The following is a 17,219-nucleotide window of genomic DNA, read 5'->3' as shown; positions in this document are numbered from 1 at the left end:
CGTGGATGCCAGGCCGCACCGACGTCGCCGTGACCCAGACCGTGTCATTCGCCCGCAGAACCACTGGAGGACCCCGTGCACACAACGCCCACCCACCCGCACGACTCTGCTGGCTCCGCGGACTGGACCAGCGTCTGCGACCTCGACCGACTCGAACCGCTGTGGGCCGAGGCAGCGCTGATCGACGGCGTGCAGGTGGCCCTGGTGCTGCTGCCCGACGGCCACCTGTTCGCAGTATCCAACCAGGACCCCGCCACGGGCTCCTGCGTGATGAGCCGCGGCATCGTCGGGTCGCGCGGGGACCGGCCCACCCTGGCCTCCCCACTGCACAAGCAGGTTTATGACCTCGAAACCGGGGAGTGCTTCACCTCTGCCGACTACGCCCTGCCCACCTTCCCGGTGCGCGTCGATCACGGCACCGTGCAGATCCAGGTGCCGGGCAGCGCGCACGGCCGGGCCGGCGAGCGGGCCGAGACCGAGCTGTCCGACACCGTGGAATTCGCCGCAGCATGACGACCGCCCCGGTGTTGCTCGCGACCTCGCACGGCACCAGCGACCCGGCCGGTCAGCGGGCCGTCCTGGCCCTGGTCGACGCCGTGGCCGCCGCGGCGCCGCACCTCACCGTGCGGGGCGGTTACGTCGATGTGCAGAGCCCGGATGTGCCCAGCTGCCTCCGCGCCATCGCCGCCGAGTCCTGCCCCAGCGACACCGGCCCTACCGACTCAGGCCCCGCCGATGGAGCCGACCGCCCCGTCGTGATCGTTCCCCTGCTGCTCTCGGCCGGCTACCACGTGCGCGTCGACCTGGCCGAGGCCGCCGACGACGCCGGGCAACCCGTCCGGGTCACCGGGGCACTCGGCCCCGACTGGCGGCTGGCCCGCATCCTGGCCGACCGCTTGCACGAGGTCGGCCTCAGGCCCGACGACACCGTGGTGCTGGCCGCGGCCGGATCCACCGATGCCGACGCGGTCGCCGACTGCCACGCCATGGGCGACCGCCTCGCCGCCGTGCTCGGCCGCCCGGTGACCGTCGGGTTCATCTCTGCCGCCCAGCCCCGCCTCGCCGCAGCCGTGCTCGCCGCCCGCGCCGCAGCACCGGTGCGGGTCGTGGTGGCCACCTACCTGCTGGCCCCCGGCTACTTCGCCGGCTTGGCCGAACGGTGCGGCGCGGATGTGGTGAGCCGCCCGCTGCTGGTGGACGGCGAGGCACCGCCGCGCGAGCTGGTGGACGTCGTCATCGACCTCTACTCCTCCAGCGCTCGACTCGAGCTGGCCCTGGCCGGTCTGCCCTGGTCGTTCAGCCGCGGCCGCACCGACTGACGCGAGCCGGTACCGGTACGCCGGTGTCGGTACGCCGGTGTCAGTACGCCTCTGTCAGTAGGGTCGAGGCATGAACCTCGATGCCTATCCGACCAGAGTGATGCTGATGGCCGAGTACTGCGCCGGGCTCCCGTTGTGGGACCGCTCCCCGTCGCCCGACGCGTGGGGCGGTCCATTGCCTCGCGGTGTCCTCGGCCTGTCCGACGACCTGGAGAACCGTCTGGTCGGCTGGAACTCGCGATACGAGCTGCTGATGGGGCAGAACCAACAGGAGTGGCCGTCGCCGGCCGAGCACCTCGCTTTTGTCGTCGACGGACACCTCCTTGCCGCGGAGCTCCAACAAGAGTTCGGATCAGCCGTCGTCGTTCTCTACCTGGACGCGGACGCGGAGCGCTCCCGTGCTCCCCAGACCTCACGTGCTCCCCAGGCCTCCCGTGCTCCCCAGACCTCCCGTGCTTCCCAGACCGCCACCCCGCCTGCCGCGGCCTGGCACGCCGTCGGCGGGGACGGTCAGACGTTCAGCCCGGCGCCCCCGCGATCGTCAATCGTGGAGCAGATGTGGGCGATGCCCGACGCCGAGTTCAGAGCTATGACCCGCACCGTCGATGTTGCGGCGTGGGTGTGGACGCCCGGCCGTACACCGACGCGGATTCTCCTCGAGCCGCGGGACGGCGGCCTCCCGCTGCGGAACCGGTCGCCTCTCCTCGACTTGGTCGACGACAGTCTTGAACCGGCGGTGCTGGGCCTGTCCGGGCCGCTCGTCGGCCGACTGGCCGACTGGAACGAACGCTGGATCGCGGTGACGGAGCCGACTCTGGGTTACCTGATCGACGGGCACGACCTTGCCGCTGCGGTGCAAACCGAGGTGGGACCCGACATTCAGGTCTTGTTCCCGGAGGCCGATCGGGCCACGTCACAGCCCAGCAACGAGATGCGCCAGATGCTGCACCGAGTGCAGGCCCTCCGCGCCGCGGACGGCTCCGAGTAGGCCCGCGTTCCGGCGAGCGCCGGAGGAGGATGTGAGGCCGGGACCGACCGGGATACCCGGTCCCGCCTGGCTTTGTGTCGGTCATGTGACGGAGGCCTATCAGCGGCCCGTTGCGGGTGTGAGTACACGGTGATCGAACGGTAACTGCGGCATCCGCTGCCGGAAACACTGCCTGCGTAACGTCGGCGACACGTACTCACAGTGCACCATTTCTCGCGAGGAGAACCTGATGACCCCGACGACCGGCACCGCGACAGCCCCGCCCGCCACGTTCACCGCCCCCGCCGCATCCGCCGAACTGGTGCACCGCCCGGGCCGGTGGATCGACAACTGGAACGCCGAGAACCCCCAGCAGTGGGCCAATGGGGGCAAGGCCATCGCCTCCCGCAACCTCAAGTGGTCGATCTTCGCCGAATTCCTCGGCTTCGTCATCTGGCAGCTCTGGAGCATCGTGGTGGTGCAGCTGCCGAACGCGGGCTTCACCTTCGACACCGGCCAGATCTTCTGGCTCATCTCCATCCCCACGCTCGTGGGGGCCACCATGCGGTTTCCGTACACCTTCCTGGTGCCCAAGTTCGGCGGCCGCAACTGGACCATCATCTCCGCGGGCCTGCTCCTCATCCCGTCGATCGCCCTGGGCTTCGCTGTGGGCAACCCGGACACCCCGTTCCCGGTCATGCTTCTCATCGCAGCGCTCGCCGGGCTCGGCGGCGGCAACTTCGCCAGCTCGATGTCGAACATCACCTACTTCTACCCGCAGAGCCAGAAGGGTTACGCACTCGGCCTCAACGCCGCCGGCGGCAACCTCGGTGCCGCTGTGGCTCAGTTGATCGTTCCGATCGTGATCACCCTCGGCGCCCTCGGCACGCTCAACCTGCCGCTGGCGGGGTTCTTCTGGGTGCCGTTCATCCTGCTCGCCATGTTCGGCGCCTGGAAGTACATGGACAACCTCTCCAACGCCAAGGCCGACTTCGCCGGCTCGATCGCCGCGGTGAAGGAACCGCACCTGTGGATCATGGCGTTCCTCTACATCGGCACCTTCGGCTCGTTCATCGGCTTCGCGAGCGTCTTCCCCAAGCTGATCGCCGACCAGTTCCCCGACTACTCCTCCTTCCAGGTCGTCTCCGCGTCACTCTCGCTCGCCTTTCTCGGCGCGCTCACCGGCTCCCTGGCCCGACCGTTCGGCGGCCGCCTCGCGGACCGGTTCGGCGGCGCCCTGGTCACCGTCTTCGCCTTCGGCGTGATGGCCGCCGGGGCGGTGCTGGTGAACCTGGTACTGCCACTCGGTAACTTCTGGCTCTTCCTGGTCACCTTCCTGCTGATCTTCGTGGCCACCGGGGTCGGCAACGGCTCCACCTACCGCATGATCCCCAGCGTCTTCGCCGCCAGGAGCGGGGTCGCGGATGCGCACAAGGACTCCGGCGATGTCGGCACGCAGCGGAAGACCGCGGCCGCGCTCGGCCTGATCTCCGCGATCGGGGCCTACGGCGGGTTCGTCATCCCGCAGGTGCTCGGCTTCTCGAAGACCTCCACGGGTGACTACTCCAGCGCGATCTACGCCTTCGCCGGCGCCTACCTGGTGATGATGGCCGTCACCGCGTTCGTCTACCTCCGCCGCAACTCCTCCGTGGCCGGACACCGCATCTAGCTCCCGCAGCATCCGCGAAAGCGGTCGTTCGGTTGCTTCAGCACGACCGAAGCAACCGAACGGCCGCTCTCGCGAACCCGTACCAACACGAAAGGCACCTCCGTGACCCCCGTCGACACGCACTGCCCGTACTGCGCACTGCAGTGCGCGATGACGCTCACACCCTCGCCCGCCAGCACCCCCGCCCGGCCCGCGGATGCGATCGGACTGCCGGTCACCATCGCCGGCCGGGCCTTCCCCACCAACCGCGGTGGCCTCTGCAAAAAGGGCTGGACCGCGGCCGACCTGCTCGGCTCGGCCGACCGCATCCGGCAGCCCATGCTCCGTGCGTCCGACGGCAGCTTCGCCCCGGTCTCCTGGACCGAGGCGCTCGACCTTGTTGCCGAAAAGCTCCGCACGAGCCGGGCCGAGCACGGCGCCGACTCCGTGGGCGTCTTCGGAGGCGGGGGCCTGACCAACGAGAAGGCCTACCAGCTGGGCAAGTTCACCCGGCTGGCGCTCGGTTCCTCCCGAATCGATTACAACGGCCGGTTCTGTATGTCCAGCGCCGCGGCGGCCGGCAACCGCGCCTTCGGCCTCGACCGGGGCCTGCCGTTCCGGGTGGAGGACCTCGACGCGGCCGACACCATCCTGATGCTCGGCTCCAATGTGGCGCAGACCATGCCGCCGTTCATCGGCCACCTCGATGGTGCCCGGCAGGCCGGCGGTCTCATCGTCGTGGACCCGCGCCGCACCGCCACCGCCCGGCTCACCGACGACGGCGCCGGCATGCACGTGCAGCCGGCCCCCGGCACCGACCTGGTGCTGCTGCTCGGGCTCACCCACCTGGTCCTCGCCGAACGTCTCGCCGACACCGACTACCTCGCCCGGCGCACCACCGGCCTCGACCAGTTGCGCTTCAGTGTCGCCGGCTGGTACCCGCAGCGGGTGCAGGAACACACCGGTGTTCCGGTCTGGCAGCTGCAGGGCCTCGCCCGTCGGCTCGCCGCCGGAAAGGGCACCTACATCCTCACCGGCCGGGGCGTCGAGCAGCACGTCGACGGTACCGACACCGCCACCGCCGCGATCAACCTCGCGCTGGTGCTCGGCCTCGTCGGCACGACGCACTCCGGCTACGGAACCCTCACCGGCCAGGGCAACGGGCAGGGCGGCCGGGAGCACGGCCAGAAGTGCGACCAGCTGCCCGGCTACCGCAAGATCACCGACCCCGCCGCCCGCGCCCACGTCGCCGGGGTCTGGGGTGTGACGCCCGAGCAGATCCCGGGTGCGGGCATCCCCGCCGTCGAACTGTTGAACGCGCTCGGCCAACCCGGCGGCATCCGCACCCTGCTCGTGCACGGTGCCAACGTCGTGGTCTCCGCGCCCGACGCCGACAGGGTGCGCCAGGGCCTGGCGGCTCTCGACTTCCTGGTGGTCAGCGACTTCTTCTTCTCCGAGACCGCCGCCCTGGCCGACGTAGTGCTGCCGGTCACCCAGTGGGCCGAGGAGGAGGGCACCATGACCTCGCTCGAGGGCCGGATTCTCCGCCGCCAACGTGCGATCGACCCGCCGGCCGGGGTGCGCAGCGAACTGTGGATCTTCCAGGAGCTCGCCCGGCGCCTGGACGCCCCCGGCGTGTACAGCGCCGAACCCGGCGAGGTCTTCGACGAACTCTGCCGGGCCACCGAGGGCGGCATCGCCGACTACTCAGGCCTCGGCTACGCCCTGCTCGACACGGGGGAGCCCGCGTACTGGCCCTACCCGGCCGGCTCCGGCGGCACCCCGCGGCTCTTCCTCGAGCGGTTCGTTCACGACGACGGCCGCGCGCGCATCGTCGCCGTGACCCCGCGCGCCGTGGCGGCGCCGGCCCAGACGCGGGGTGCGCTCACCCTGATCACCGGCCGGCTGCTCGAGCACTACCAATCCGGTGCGCAGACCCGCCGGGTGGCCGAGCTGTCGGAGGCCCAGCCCGAGGCCCGGATGCAGGTGCACCCGGCCACCGCCGCGAGCCTGGGTCTGATCGACGGCGGTTGGGTCGAGCTGGCCAACGAGCGTGGCATCGTGCGGTGCCGCGCGCAGCTGAGCGCCGACATCCGGCCTGACACTGTGTTCCTGCCCTTCCACTTTCCCGCCGACCAGCGCGCCAACCTGCTCACCGCCGGCGCCACCGACCCGGTCTCCGGCATGCCCGAGTTCAAACGCACCGCCGTGCGGGTACGGGCAATCGATGCGCCCGGCCTGTCGGCTCCCGACCACGAGAGGGCGATGGCGGATGCCTGACCACACTTCTGCCGAGCTGCCCGATTCCCCCGGCCCGGCCGCCCCCGAACGCATCGTCGTCGTGGGCTACGGCCCGGTCGGCGCCCGGTTCGTCGACGAGCTCCTGCCGCTCGTCGAGGCCGGTCTGGCCGAGCTCACCGTCGTCGGAGTCGAAGAGGTGCACGCCTACAACCGGGTGCTCCTGGCCGATTACGCCGTGGGTCGCACCGACCGGGACACCCTCGACCTCACCGACGGCAGCCGGGCCCTGGCTGCCGGCGCGCGCATCCTCACCGGCACCACGGTGACCGAAGTGAAGCGCACCATCCGTACGGTCACGCTCGGCGACGGCAGCTCAGTGCCGTACGACAGGCTGGTGCTGGCCACCGGGGCGCGCGCGAATGTGCCCACCCTGGACGGCGTCAAGCGGGTGCGGCGCGGCCTGATAAAACCCGGTGCGGATGCCGGCGGCCTCGGCGCCGCTGCACTGGATTGGGCCGGCGCGCCGCTGCCCTGCGGTGTCAGCGCGCTCCGCGACCTCGCCGACGCCGCCACCGTGCTGGCGGCCGTGCAGGCCGGTCAGCGCATCGTGGTGCTCGGTGCCGGAGTGCTCGGCATGGAGATCGCGCTCGCGGCCGCGGCCGCCGGCGCCGAGGTCTGCGTGGTCTTTCACGGCGAGATTCCGATGAACCGCAACCTCGACCGCGGCGGCGGCTCGGTGCTCACCCGGAGCGCCCGCCGGGCGGGCGTCACCATGGTCAACCACGCCCGCGCCGAGAGCGTGTTGTTTCACCACGACGACGACGGCGTGGAACGCTTCGAAGCCCTCATCTGCGCCGACGGCAAGCAGATCAGCGGCGACCTGCTGCTGCTTTCCTGCGGTGTGGGTGCCCGCACCGAACTCGCCCACCTGGCCGGGCTGCCCGTATCCACCGGCATCCTGGTCGACGAGTCGCTGCGAAGCTGGGCGGATGCGGCGATCCACGCCATCGGGGACTGCGCTCATGTGGCTGGCCGTCCGGCCGATGCCGACTCCGGTGCAGCGTGGAACGGCGCCAGGATGGCACCGGCCGGTGGGCCGTCCGGTCTGATCGGGCCGGGCTGGCGGCAGGCCGACAGCCTCGCGGCCCGGTTCAGCGCCGAGATCAGGGCGGGTGTCGCAGCGGGCCGGCCGGCCGTGCTAGCTGCCGCCGTGACCGCTGAACCGGCACCGGCGCTTGCGGCCGGACCGGGCGCATCCGTCGTGATGCTCAAGGCCGAGGGCATCGACGTGGTCGCCGCCGGTGATACCGCGGCCGACCCGTTCGACGTCGATGCCAGGTGCGACGACGCCGGATACGGCGGCACCGCGCACACGCACGGATGCTCGTCCGATCCGGCGCCCCTGGCCGTCGCGCAGTGGGCCGACCCCGAGCACGGCCGCTACGTGAAAATGGTCACTCGCGGCGGCATCCTCACCGGCTTCGTCTGTGTGGGCATGCCCCGTACCGGTGCCGAGCTCACCCTGTTGTTCGAGCGCGGCAGTGAGCTGCCCGCCGATCGGTCGGTGCTGCTGCGGTTCGATGGTCCCGACTACGACCCCGCGACCGCGGGCGACGCCTTCGCGCCGGAGTCCACGGTCTGTTGGTGCAACGGTGTCACGGTGGAGGCGATCACCACCTCGGCGCAGGCCGGCAACACCACCGTGGCCTGCATCGGCACGGCCACCCGCGCGGGGACCGGCTGCGGCGGCTGCAAGGGCCGCATCGGCGAGGTGCTCGAGCGCTTCGCGGCGCAGATCGTCGGCTGAGCCCGCAGCGCCGACGTGCCGGAAAGCAGCCCGTCGGCGCCAAAAGGGAGGAGGGTGCGACATCTCGGCGCAGGGCCCTGCGATGACTTGCCACTTGAGGCCCCTGCAGCGCAGCGGAGAGGGCGTGAACTGGCAAGTCGCGGGGCGCGCTGCAGGCGAGATGGCAGTTGGCGCCCCTTCGGGCTTGCGGAGAGGGCCCGAAGTGGCAACTCGGGTGGGCTGGGGGTCCCATGCGCCCGAAGGAGCGTTTTGGCGGAACTCGGCGTTGCGGGCTCGAGCGCTTCGCCGCCCAGAGTGTGCCCTGAACGTTGCCGGGTCCTTGCCGTGAGCGCCGGATGCTGATAGCCCTGAGGGGGTAAGTCCAGTGTTTCCGGGCTCCGGCGCGACAGTGCCGGCTGATCCCGGCCGGCGAAAGGGATGCCCAGGATGACGCCCAAAAAAGTGACCACGAACCCACCGTTTGGGGCCAACCAGGCGCGCGAGAAGAGCCCGGTCCACCTCGACGACGCCGACGAGGCGGGGGAGTCCACCCTCGAGGTCGGTTCGCCCAAGTCCTGGGCGGCGGGCGTGCCCGGAGTGCTGCACTCCACCATCCCGGCGCTGGCGGGCATGGGCGTCAGCCGCAGCCGCAAGACCCTGCTGGCGATGAACCAAAAAGACGGCTTCGACTGCATGAGCTGCGCCTGGCCTGACCCCACCCACCGCAAGACCTTCGAGTTCTGCGAGAACGGCGCCAAGGCCGTCACCTGGGAGGCGACTCCCGTCACCATCGGGAGCGAATTCTGGGCCGAGCATCCGGTCAGCGACCTGCGTGACCGCTCGGAATACTGGCTGGGCATGCAGGGGCGGCTGACCGAACCGGTCTACAAGGCCGCCGGCGACGACCACTACCGGCCGCTGAGCTGGGCCGAGGCGTTCAGACTGCTCGCCGAGAAGCTCAACGGGCTGGACTCGCCGGATCAGGCCGCCTTCTACACCAGCGGCCGCACCTCGAACGAGGCCGCGTTCGCCTACCAACTCTTTGTGCGCGCCTTCGGCACCAACAACCTGCCCGACTGCTCCAACATGTGCCACGAGTCGTCCGGCTGGGCGATGGGGCAAACCATCGGCATCGGCAAGGCAACCATCACCTATGACGACTTCGGCAAGGCCGACCTGATCATCGTGATGGGCCAGAATCCGGGCACCAACCATCCCCGGATGCTGACCGCCCTGGAGGAGGCGAAGGAGAACGGCGCCGAGATCGTCGCGGTCAATCCGATGCCGGAGGCCGGGCTCAGACGGTACAAGAACCCGCAGAAGGTGAAGGGCATCATCGGGCACGGCACCGAAATGGCCGACCAATTTGTGCAGGTGCGGCTCGGCGGCGACATGGCCCTGTTACAGGCGGTGTCCAAGCGGGTGCTCGCCGCGGAGGCCGCGAACCCGGGCACCGTGCTCGACCACGAGTTCCTGCGCGAGCACTGCCAGGGGCTGGAGGAACTCACCGCGCACCTCGCCCAGGTCGACGAGAAGGCCGTGCTGGCCGCCACCGGCCTGCAAACCGCCGACATCGACGAGCTCGCCGCCCGGTACCTTCGGGCCGAAAAGGTGATCATCACCTGGGCGATGGGGCTCACCCAGCACAAAAAGGGCGTCGCCACGATCAAGGAGATCATCAACCTGCTGCTGCTGCGCGGCAACATCGGCAAGCCCGGCGCGGGTGCATCGCCGATCCGCGGGCACAGCAACGTGCAGGGCGACCGCACCATGGGCATCTGGGAGCAGATGCCGCCGGCGTTCCTCGACGCCATCGAACGGGAGTTCGGCTTCGATCCGCCCCGGGAGCACGGGATGGACTCGGTCGAGACCATCAGGGGACTGCGGGACGGCCGGGTTAAGGTCTTCATGGCTCTCGGCGGCAACCTGGTCGGCGCGATCAGCGATACCGGGGCCGCCGAGGCCGCGATGCGCGGTGCCGAGATGACGGTGCAGGTCTCCACCAAACTGAACCGGTCGCATGCCGTGGTCGGCGACGAGGCGCTGATCCTGCCGACCAAGGGGCGCACCGAGATCGACCGGCAGGCCACGGGGGAGCAGTTCGTGTCGGTGGAGGACACCGTCTGCGCCGTGCATCCGTCCTGGGGCAAGGTGCGCCCGGTCGCACCGAACCTGCTGTCGGAGGTCGCCATCGTGAGCCGCCTGGCCCGGGCGGTGCTGGGCACCAAGGTGGGCGTGGACTGGGTGGGATTCGAGCGTGACTACGACCTCGTCCGGGAGCACATCTCCCACGTCGTCGCCGGCTGCGACGACTACAACGCCAAGATCCGGCAGGACGGCGGCTTCCTGCTGCCGAACGGGCCACGCGATTCCCGCACCTTCCCCACCCCCACCGGCAAGGCCATGCTCACCGTCAACGACCTCGAGTACCTGGACCGGCCCGTCGGCACCCTGATCCTGCAGAGCCTGCGATCGCATGACCAGTTCAACACCACCATCTACGGGCACGACGACAGGTATCGCGGCATCAAGAAGGGCCGTCACGTGGTGTTCATCAACCCCAACGACCTTGTCGAACTCGGCCTCGACGATGAGCAGATGGTGGATGTTCATGGCGTGTACGACGACGGCGTCGAGAGGGTGCTGCGCGGGTTCCGGGCCGTGTCATACCCCACCGCACGGGGCTGTGCGGCGGCGTACTACCCGGAGGCGAACGTGCTTGTGCCTCTCGACCATGTGGCGGAGGGCAGCAATACGCCGGTTTCGAAGGCGGTGATCGTGCGGGTGGAGCCGGCGCGCACCGTCGAGGCGGTGCCGACCATGTAGGGGAGGGCGCCTGTGCTGACGGCTCTGGACTGACGGCTACTGGACTGACGACTACTGGGCGGTGTTCGCCCACCCGTCGTCGATGCCGCCGTCACCGCTCTTCCGGGTGGCCTGCCTGGCTACTCCAACGGCGCGCTCGACGGCGTCGGTGGTGGCCTGTTTGCTCGAGGTGCTCGTCATGCCGGCCGCGTATCCCACCAGGAAGGTGCTGATCGGTCCGCCGGCAGGGCCTACGGCGCGGGTGGTCTCGGCGGCCAGGTCGAGTAGCAGCGGGTAGTCGACCTTCAGGTCCAGAATCTGCAGTGCCTGGGTCAGCCGTTGACTCAGGTCGTCCAGCCGGCCGGTGTCGTTTTCGGGGGCGTTCATGGGGTCTCCTTCTGGCCGGGTACGGCACGGAACGTGCGCTTCAGGAATAGCATCTCAGCGGCGGCGCGGCAATCGTTCGGGGGCGATCGGTCCCCGTCGACCCGGGGCCTTGTGTCGCTCGCCGCTCCTCCACAAGCACCCGGTCAGCGAACCTTTCCACACTCGTTTCTGCGGGGGTTGGAGTGTCGGTGGTGGGTGCGATTATCGGGGTATGAGCAGCCCAGCTGAGCAGTTCCCGGCCGACCCGGATGGCCCGGGTCACGACGCCCGCGATGACCAGAGCGATCGCGCGGGCGGACCCGATGCCGGCGCGCACGCGCAGGCGCACCGGCGTCGCCTCGCCCTGCAGGCGCAGGCGCAGGCCACCCTGGCGCGGAAGGTCGCCCAGGCCAGGAAGGCCCACCGGAGGATCGCGAAGGCGACCGCCGAACGGGCTCGCGCGCTCGCGGAGTTGCAGCGGTGGAGTTCCGACCCGGCCACCGCGAAACTGCTCAACCCCGACTATGCCGCCGAGTCGGCCCGAGGGCCGGTCCGCACCGACGCCGACGCGAGCCCGCGGAAGATCGCGGTGTGGGAGGACCAGGAGATCGCCCGCCGCACCATCACGACCGAGGTGGCCTGCTCGCTGCGGCTGGCCGATCGCACCGCGGAGAACCTGATCAGTGAATCCAGCATGTTCGCCGGCCCGATGCAGGCCACCCTCACGGCGATGAGAGCCGGGGAGATCAGTTACCGGCACGGGCAGGTGCGGATGGACCAACTCAGCTTCCTCCCGCTTGAGGAAGCGGCCGCCTTCGAAGCGAGGCTGCTGCCCGAAGCGAAGGACCTCACCGTGGGCAAACTCGCGGTGAAGGCACGGCGGCTGCGGGAACGAGCGCACCCCGAGACCCTCACCAAACGGGCCACCGCCGCGATCGCCGAACGCGGGGTGTGGTGGGAGGGCCGGGCCGATGGCATGGGCACCCTGACCTGGTACGGCACCGCGGTGCAAACCCAGGCCGCTCACGACAGGTTGACCAGCATCGCCGAGGCCACCTCGGCCCAGGAACAAAAGGACGCGTCGATTCCGGAGGAAGAGCGGCGCACGATCGGGCAGATCTGTGCCGACGCGATGGCCGACCTGGTCCTGGACGGCGTCACCCCGACCGGCACCGGCGGCGGCATCCGCGGCAGCGTGATGGTCACCGTCCCCGTGCTCACCGCGATGGGAAAAAGCGAGGCACCCGGCTTCCTCGAAGGGTACGGGCCGATCCCAGCCGACACCGCCCGGGAGATCGCCGCCGGAGCGCCCAGCTTCACCCGGCTGCTGGTACACCCGGAGACCGGGGCGGTGCTCTCGGTCGGCAAGGAACACTACCGGGTCCCGGCCGACACGCGCCGGTGGTTGAGGCTGCGCGACGGCACCTGCCGCTTCCCCGGCTGCACCCGACCCGCATCCCGCAGCGATATCGACCACACCACCGCGTGGGAACACGGCGGACCCACCGACTCCGACAACCTGGCCCACCTCTGCCGCGCCCACCACCGCGTCAAACACCACACGCTGTGGGCCGTGGTGCACGAACCCCGCGGGGTGCTGCGCTGGACCTCCCCGGCCGGGGAAACCCACCGCACCTACCCCGAAACCACCCTCGGACCACCACCCACCCTGGCCCCGACGACACAGCCGCCGGCTCCGCCCACGGTTCCGCCCGTGTCGCCGGCGGTGTCACCTGATCGGTCCGACGAAACGCCACCCTTTTAGGCGAAGCGAAGGGTTCCGGCCTGAACGGCTGGAGTCACTACCGTGTGACTCACTTTCTGGAGTTGGGGTCCTCGTCACCGATGTGTCCAGGTGCGTTCGCGGTGAGCACCCGTTGCACGAAAGCCGAATACTCCTCCATATAGTGGCGAAGGAATGACCGGGTGGACTCGTCGGTGACCTCGCCGTTGGGCCCATAGACGGCAGCGTCGAAGCTGATGTAAGCCTCGGGCGAATTCAGCTGAGGCGCATCGAGGAAGCTCAGGACACTCCGCATCGACGACTGCATGACCGCGGTTCCGATTCCGCCAGGTGACGCGCCGATGATGCCGGTGGGTTTGCGTGCGAAGGAGTTCGTGCCCCACGGCCTGGACCCCCAGTCGATCGCGTTCTTCAGAGCGCCGGGGATCGAGCGATTGTATTCCGGGGAGACGAAGAGGATTCCGTCCGACGAGTCGATGGCCGCCTTGAGGGTTCGGCCGGCCGGCGGGAAGTCCGCGTCGAAGTCCGGGTTGTACAGGGGCAGGTTCCCGATCGTGATCTCGGTGAATTCAAGTTCCTGTGGTGCGAGAGCGATCAGCGCCGTGGCCAGGGTGCGGTTGATGGACGTACTGCTCAGGCTGCCGACGAAGTAGCCGATTGTGTAGGTCGCCATGTCTGCCTTCTTTCCCGATTCGGTCGACAGGGCATTCGAAGTTCACGCAGCGAACCCATGGCCTCCGTATCTGTCGATCCCTTCCGGTTTAGCACTCCGACCCGGTCACCGACAGGGTCAGCACTGCGGCTACCAGGGCAGCGGAATCGTGGCGACGGGCTCGGGGGAGCACGCACCGCCGGCCGGCACCACGGCCACACCGTCGGCCTCGGCAAGTCCGCGCAGCATGCCGGAACCCTGACGCGCCGTCGGCACCGCGCCGTCGTCCGTGAGCCGGTACGCCACCAGCCGGGTCGACCCGCTGAGGTTGGCGATGTCGTGCGCGAGGGTCACGCGGCCCAGCGGCACCAGCGGGCGGCCGAGCATCCCGTCGATCAGCGGTACGCCCAGGCTGGCCAGCACGAGCATTGCGGCCAGCGGATTGCCGGGCAGGCAGAGCAACAGGCGGCCGTCGGCGAGGCGGGCGAGCATCACGGGGTGGCCGGGGCGCATCCGCACGCCGTCGATGAGCACCGTGGCGCCGAGTGCGCCGAGTGCGGCGCGCAGGTGGTCGGCTGGGCCGCGGGCGCTGCCTCCGGTGCTGATCACCAGTGCCGCGGTGCTCGACCGGATCGCGTCGATGGTCTGGTCAAGGTCGTCGGGCAGCCGCCGTAGTGCACTCAGCCGCACACCCAGTCCGCTGAGCAGGGCCGGAAACTCTGGGGAGTACGCGTCTCGCACCTGCCCGGGACCGGGGATGCCGGACTCGATCACCTCGGTGCCGAGAAGCAGCAGCTCCACGGTCGGCTGTGTGGTCACGGTGAGGGTGTCGTGGCCCGTCACCGCGGCGAGAGCGATCCGGGGAACGGTGAGCAGGCAGCCGGGCTCGAGCATCCGTTCGTCGAGACCGCATTCCTCGCCGCGGGCGCGCACATGCTCGCCGCGTGCCGGCTCGTGTTCACCGGTCTGCGCCGAGCGGATGAGCGTGGGCACGGTGCCGGCCGCAGACCCCGGCACCAGCTCACCGTTTTCCGAGCGCAGGATGCCGTGGGTGCCGGCCGGCACGCAGGCGCCGGTGGCGATGGGCCGCGCGGTCCCGGCCGCGAGGACAGTCGTCGGCGGAGGGTCACCCGCCAGGATCGGTGGGCCCAAAATCCACGGCTCGTCGCCGCTGACGGCCCAGCCGTCCATGGCCGAGGACGCGAAGCTCGGCAGGGCCGTCAGCGAGTGCACCGCGCCGGCAAGGGTGCGCCCGACGGCGTCCTGGAGCGCCACCCTCTCAGTGGCGCGGGGCATCTCCGCGCCGACCCTGTGCACGGTGGCCCTAGCCTCCAGCCACTCCATCAGAGGACCACGCCGCGGGCCAGGTCGCCGGTGCCGCGGGAACCGAGTCGGACCGATCGGCCGGTGTGGATCATGGGCATGACGAGCTCCTCGAGGATGGTCGACGACAGTGTCGCCTGAGTCAAGGCTAGCCAGTATTGGGCAGGACGATGCCGAGCCTGGCTGCGTCGGCCGGGGTGTCGACGTCGTCGGCCAGGGCATCGGGAAGGCGCAGTTCCACCAGGTTGAGTGGGTCGATCAGGCCCATCACCGAGAGGTTGTCCGCCGGACGCAGCAGCGCGGAGGAGGCCAGGGCCGCACGCCGGTAGACGGCGAGCAGCGGTTGGCGCCGGCCGCCGGCATCGACGCTGATCAGGCCGTCGATGGAACGGTACGCCACGGCGTCGGTCTGCACGGCGTCGGTCTGCACGGCGTCGGTCTGCGCGGCGTCGGTCTTCGGGGCGGTCAAGAGCCTGTCGAGTTCGCCCAGCAGGTAGGGCAAGGCGTCGTCAGCGTGCACCAGGTCGCCGGCGAGCACCACGATCCACTCCGCGAAACCGGTGCCCGCGGAACCCGTGCCCGCGGAACCGGTGCCCGCGGAACCCGTGCCCTCGGAGTCGCGGGCCAGCGCCTCGAGGCCTGCCACCATCGCCGCGGCCGGACCGCCCCAGCGCGGCTGCTCGACCGCGCGCAGCACATCGGCGGGGAAGACGGCGTCGGATCCGACCACGCAGGTGCGCCGAGCGCCGGTGGTCGCGGCCAACACTCCGTCGAGCAGGCTGCGGCCTCGCCAGACCAGGGCGGTCTTGTCGATGCCGCCCAGCCGCCTGGCCCTGCCGCCGGCGACGATGATCGCCTCCCAACCCAGGCCGGAGCCGTCCGTCCGCTCAGCCTCGAAGGGCGTGGTGGGGGTGTCTTGGCGGGGCATCGGGGGCGGTCCTTGCGCTCGGAGCCGCAGGTACGCGACCAGATCAGGCTACCCGCGCCTGGCACAACACACCGGGATCGGGCCGCCTGCTGCGGCCCGATCCCGGATGCTGCCTACCGGCCAGCCAGGTCTGAGATCACTCAGTCCTTGAGATAGCCGTTCGGGTTGAGCACGTACTTCGTCGCCGCACCCGCATCGAACTCGGCATACCCGCGCGGGGCATCCTCGAGGCTGATCGGCTGTGCGTGCACGGCCTTGGCGATCTGCACGCGATCGTGCAGGATCGCCATCATCAGCTGCCGGTTGTACTTCATCACCGGGCACTGTCCGGTGGTGAACGACAGCGACTTGGCCCAGCCGGTACCCAGGCTCAGCGACAATGAACCCACCTTGGCTGCTTCCGTCGCCGCTCCCGGGTCGCCCGTGACGTACAGCCCCGGAATACCGAGCGCACCGCCGGCCGCAGTGATGCTCATCAGCGAGTTCAGCACGGTTGCCGGCTTTTCAGTTCCGGCATCCTTGCCGTGTCCGTGTGCTTCGAATCCGACGGCGTCGACCGCCGCATCCACCTCTGGCACCCCCAAGATCTGTTCGATCTGATCCTGCGGCTCACCCTTGGTGAGGTCAACGGTCTCACAGCCGAAGCTACGGGCCTGTGCGAGGCGCTCGGGGTTGAGGTCACCCACGATCACCACGGCGGCACCCAGCAGCTGCGCCGAGACTGCCGCGGCGAGTCCCACCGGTCCAGCGCCGGCGATGTAGGCCGTTGAGCCCACGCCGATGCCGGCGGTGAAGGCACCGTGGAACCCGGTCGGGAAGATGTCCGACAGCATGGTGAGGTCGAGGATCTTCTCCAGCGCCTGCTCCCGGTCGGGGAACTTCAACAGGTTCCAGTCCGCGTACGGGACCAGCACGTACTGCGACTGCCCGCCGACCCAGCCACCCATGTCGACATACCCGTACGCACTACCCGGACGGTCCGGGTTCACGTTCAGGCAGACACCGGTCTTGCGTTCCTTGCAGTTGCGACAGCGACCGCAGGAGATATTGAACGGGACCGACACGATGTCGCCGACCTTGATGAACTCGACGTCCCGGCCGACTTCGACTACCTCGCCCGTGATTTCATGGCCGAGGACCAGACCCATCGGAGCCGTGGTGCGTCCGCGCACCATGTGCTGGTCGGACCCACAGATGTTGGTGGTGATGGTTCTCAGGATGACACCGTGCTGAACCTGGCGGCCGATGTTCGCCGGGTTGACGCCGGGTCCGTCCTTCAGCTCGAAGGTGGGGTAGTCGATGTCGATAACGTCGACCTTGCCCGGACCTTCGTAAGCAACTGCTCTGTTTCCTGCCATTATTTGTATCCTCCTTGATACCTGTCGTGACACCTGAACCGGTCGGTTCGCGCTTGTGGCGCGCGGCATCCTCAGTGGTGTT

14 protein-coding genes are annotated in these 17,219 nt (G+C 69.7%); 8 read left to right on the top strand and 6 right to left on the bottom strand.

Features of this window, described 5'->3' with window-relative positions; all coding sequences use genetic code 11:
- Positions 1-75: 75 nt before the first annotated feature.
- The 7 genes from nirD to RCH12_RS05240 all read left to right on the top strand — a co-directional run bounded on the left by nirD (position 76) and on the right by RCH12_RS05240 (position 10,787).
- Entirely contained in the window at positions 76-513 is a 438-nt protein-coding gene (gene nirD, locus RCH12_RS05270) for a nitrite reductase small subunit NirD (protein WP_327016253.1), read from the top strand.
- Positions 510-1,319, top strand: coding sequence for a sirohydrochlorin chelatase (locus RCH12_RS05265; RefSeq protein ID WP_103480109.1), 810 nt, complete (start codon positions 510-512; stop codon positions 1,317-1,319). The genes nirD and RCH12_RS05265 overlap by 4 nt, the downstream gene beginning before the upstream one ends.
- A 70-nt stretch (positions 1,320-1,389) precedes the next feature.
- Positions 1,390-2,307: a hypothetical protein gene (locus RCH12_RS05260; RefSeq protein ID WP_327016252.1), complete on the top strand. Its 918-nt coding sequence runs from the start codon at positions 1,390-1,392 to the stop codon at positions 2,305-2,307.
- 229 nt (positions 2,308-2,536) lie between these two features.
- Positions 2,537-3,955: an MFS transporter gene (locus tag RCH12_RS05255; RefSeq protein ID WP_103459460.1), complete on the top strand. Its 1,419-nt coding sequence runs from the start codon at positions 2,537-2,539 to the stop codon at positions 3,953-3,955.
- Between the two features lie 102 nt (positions 3,956-4,057).
- Complete coding sequence (locus RCH12_RS05250) at positions 4,058-6,214, top strand: molybdopterin oxidoreductase family protein (protein ID WP_327016251.1); 2,157 nt, start codon at positions 4,058-4,060, stop codon at positions 6,212-6,214.
- On the top strand, positions 6,207-7,982 hold the full coding sequence (locus tag RCH12_RS05245) for an FAD-dependent oxidoreductase (RefSeq protein ID WP_327016250.1): 1,776 nt from the start codon (positions 6,207-6,209) through the stop codon (positions 7,980-7,982). Before RCH12_RS05250 ends, RCH12_RS05245 begins: the two co-directional genes overlap by 8 nt.
- 426 nt (positions 7,983-8,408) lie before the next feature.
- Positions 8,409-10,787 carry an FdhF/YdeP family oxidoreductase gene (locus RCH12_RS05240; RefSeq protein ID WP_134480639.1) on the top strand — a complete coding sequence of 793 codons (2,379 nt, stop codon included), beginning with the start codon at positions 8,409-8,411 and terminating at the stop codon, positions 10,785-10,787.
- Between the two features lie 51 nt (positions 10,788-10,838).
- Here RCH12_RS05240 and RCH12_RS05235 read toward each other — a convergent pair whose 3' ends face one another.
- Positions 10,839-11,153 carry a DUF6457 domain-containing protein gene (locus RCH12_RS05235; RefSeq protein WP_088455679.1) on the bottom strand — a complete coding sequence of 105 codons (315 nt, stop codon included), beginning with the start codon at positions 11,151-11,153 and terminating at the stop codon, positions 10,839-10,841.
- Between the two features lie 211 nt (positions 11,154-11,364).
- On the opposite strand from RCH12_RS05235, the gene RCH12_RS05230 reads away from it, so the two are divergent.
- The gene (locus RCH12_RS05230; protein ID WP_327016249.1) at positions 11,365-12,897 is read left to right on the top strand and encodes an HNH endonuclease signature motif containing protein; all 1,533 of its coding nucleotides are present in this window, start codon (positions 11,365-11,367) and stop codon (positions 12,895-12,897) included.
- A gap of 49 nt (positions 12,898-12,946) precedes the next feature.
- Here RCH12_RS05230 and RCH12_RS05225 read toward each other — a convergent pair whose 3' ends face one another.
- The 5 genes from RCH12_RS05225 to fdhA form a co-directional block, all read right to left on the bottom strand.
- Entirely contained in the window at positions 12,947-13,549 is a 603-nt protein-coding gene (locus RCH12_RS05225) for an NADPH-dependent FMN reductase (protein WP_327016248.1), read from the bottom strand.
- A 129-nt stretch (positions 13,550-13,678) separates the two neighbouring features.
- Complete coding sequence (locus tag RCH12_RS05220; RefSeq protein ID WP_327016247.1) at positions 13,679-14,872, bottom strand: molybdopterin molybdotransferase MoeA; 1,194 nt, start codon at positions 14,870-14,872, stop codon at positions 13,679-13,681.
- Positions 14,872-14,997 (bottom strand): hypothetical protein, encoded by a 126-nt coding sequence (locus tag RCH12_RS05215; protein ID WP_327016246.1) that lies wholly within the window; start codon positions 14,995-14,997, stop codon positions 14,872-14,874. The genes RCH12_RS05220 and RCH12_RS05215 overlap by 1 nt, the downstream gene beginning before the upstream one ends.
- Before the next feature lie 2 nt (positions 14,998-14,999).
- Positions 15,000-15,779: a molybdenum cofactor guanylyltransferase gene (mobA, locus tag RCH12_RS05210; protein ID WP_327016245.1), complete on the bottom strand. Its 780-nt coding sequence runs from the start codon at positions 15,777-15,779 to the stop codon at positions 15,000-15,002.
- 140 nt (positions 15,780-15,919) lie between these two features.
- Positions 15,920-17,137, bottom strand: coding sequence for a formaldehyde dehydrogenase, glutathione-independent (fdhA, locus tag RCH12_RS05205; RefSeq protein ID WP_088455683.1), 1,218 nt, complete (start codon positions 17,135-17,137; stop codon positions 15,920-15,922).
- Positions 17,138-17,219 lie beyond the last annotated feature (82 nt).

Source organism: Cryobacterium sp. MP_3.1, assembly GCF_035984795.1.
Classification (GTDB): Bacteria; Actinomycetota; Actinomycetes; order Actinomycetales; family Microbacteriaceae; genus Cryobacterium; species Cryobacterium zongtaii.
Note: the sequence above shows the minus strand (reverse complement) of the source record. Positions and strands in the feature narration are given on the sequence as shown.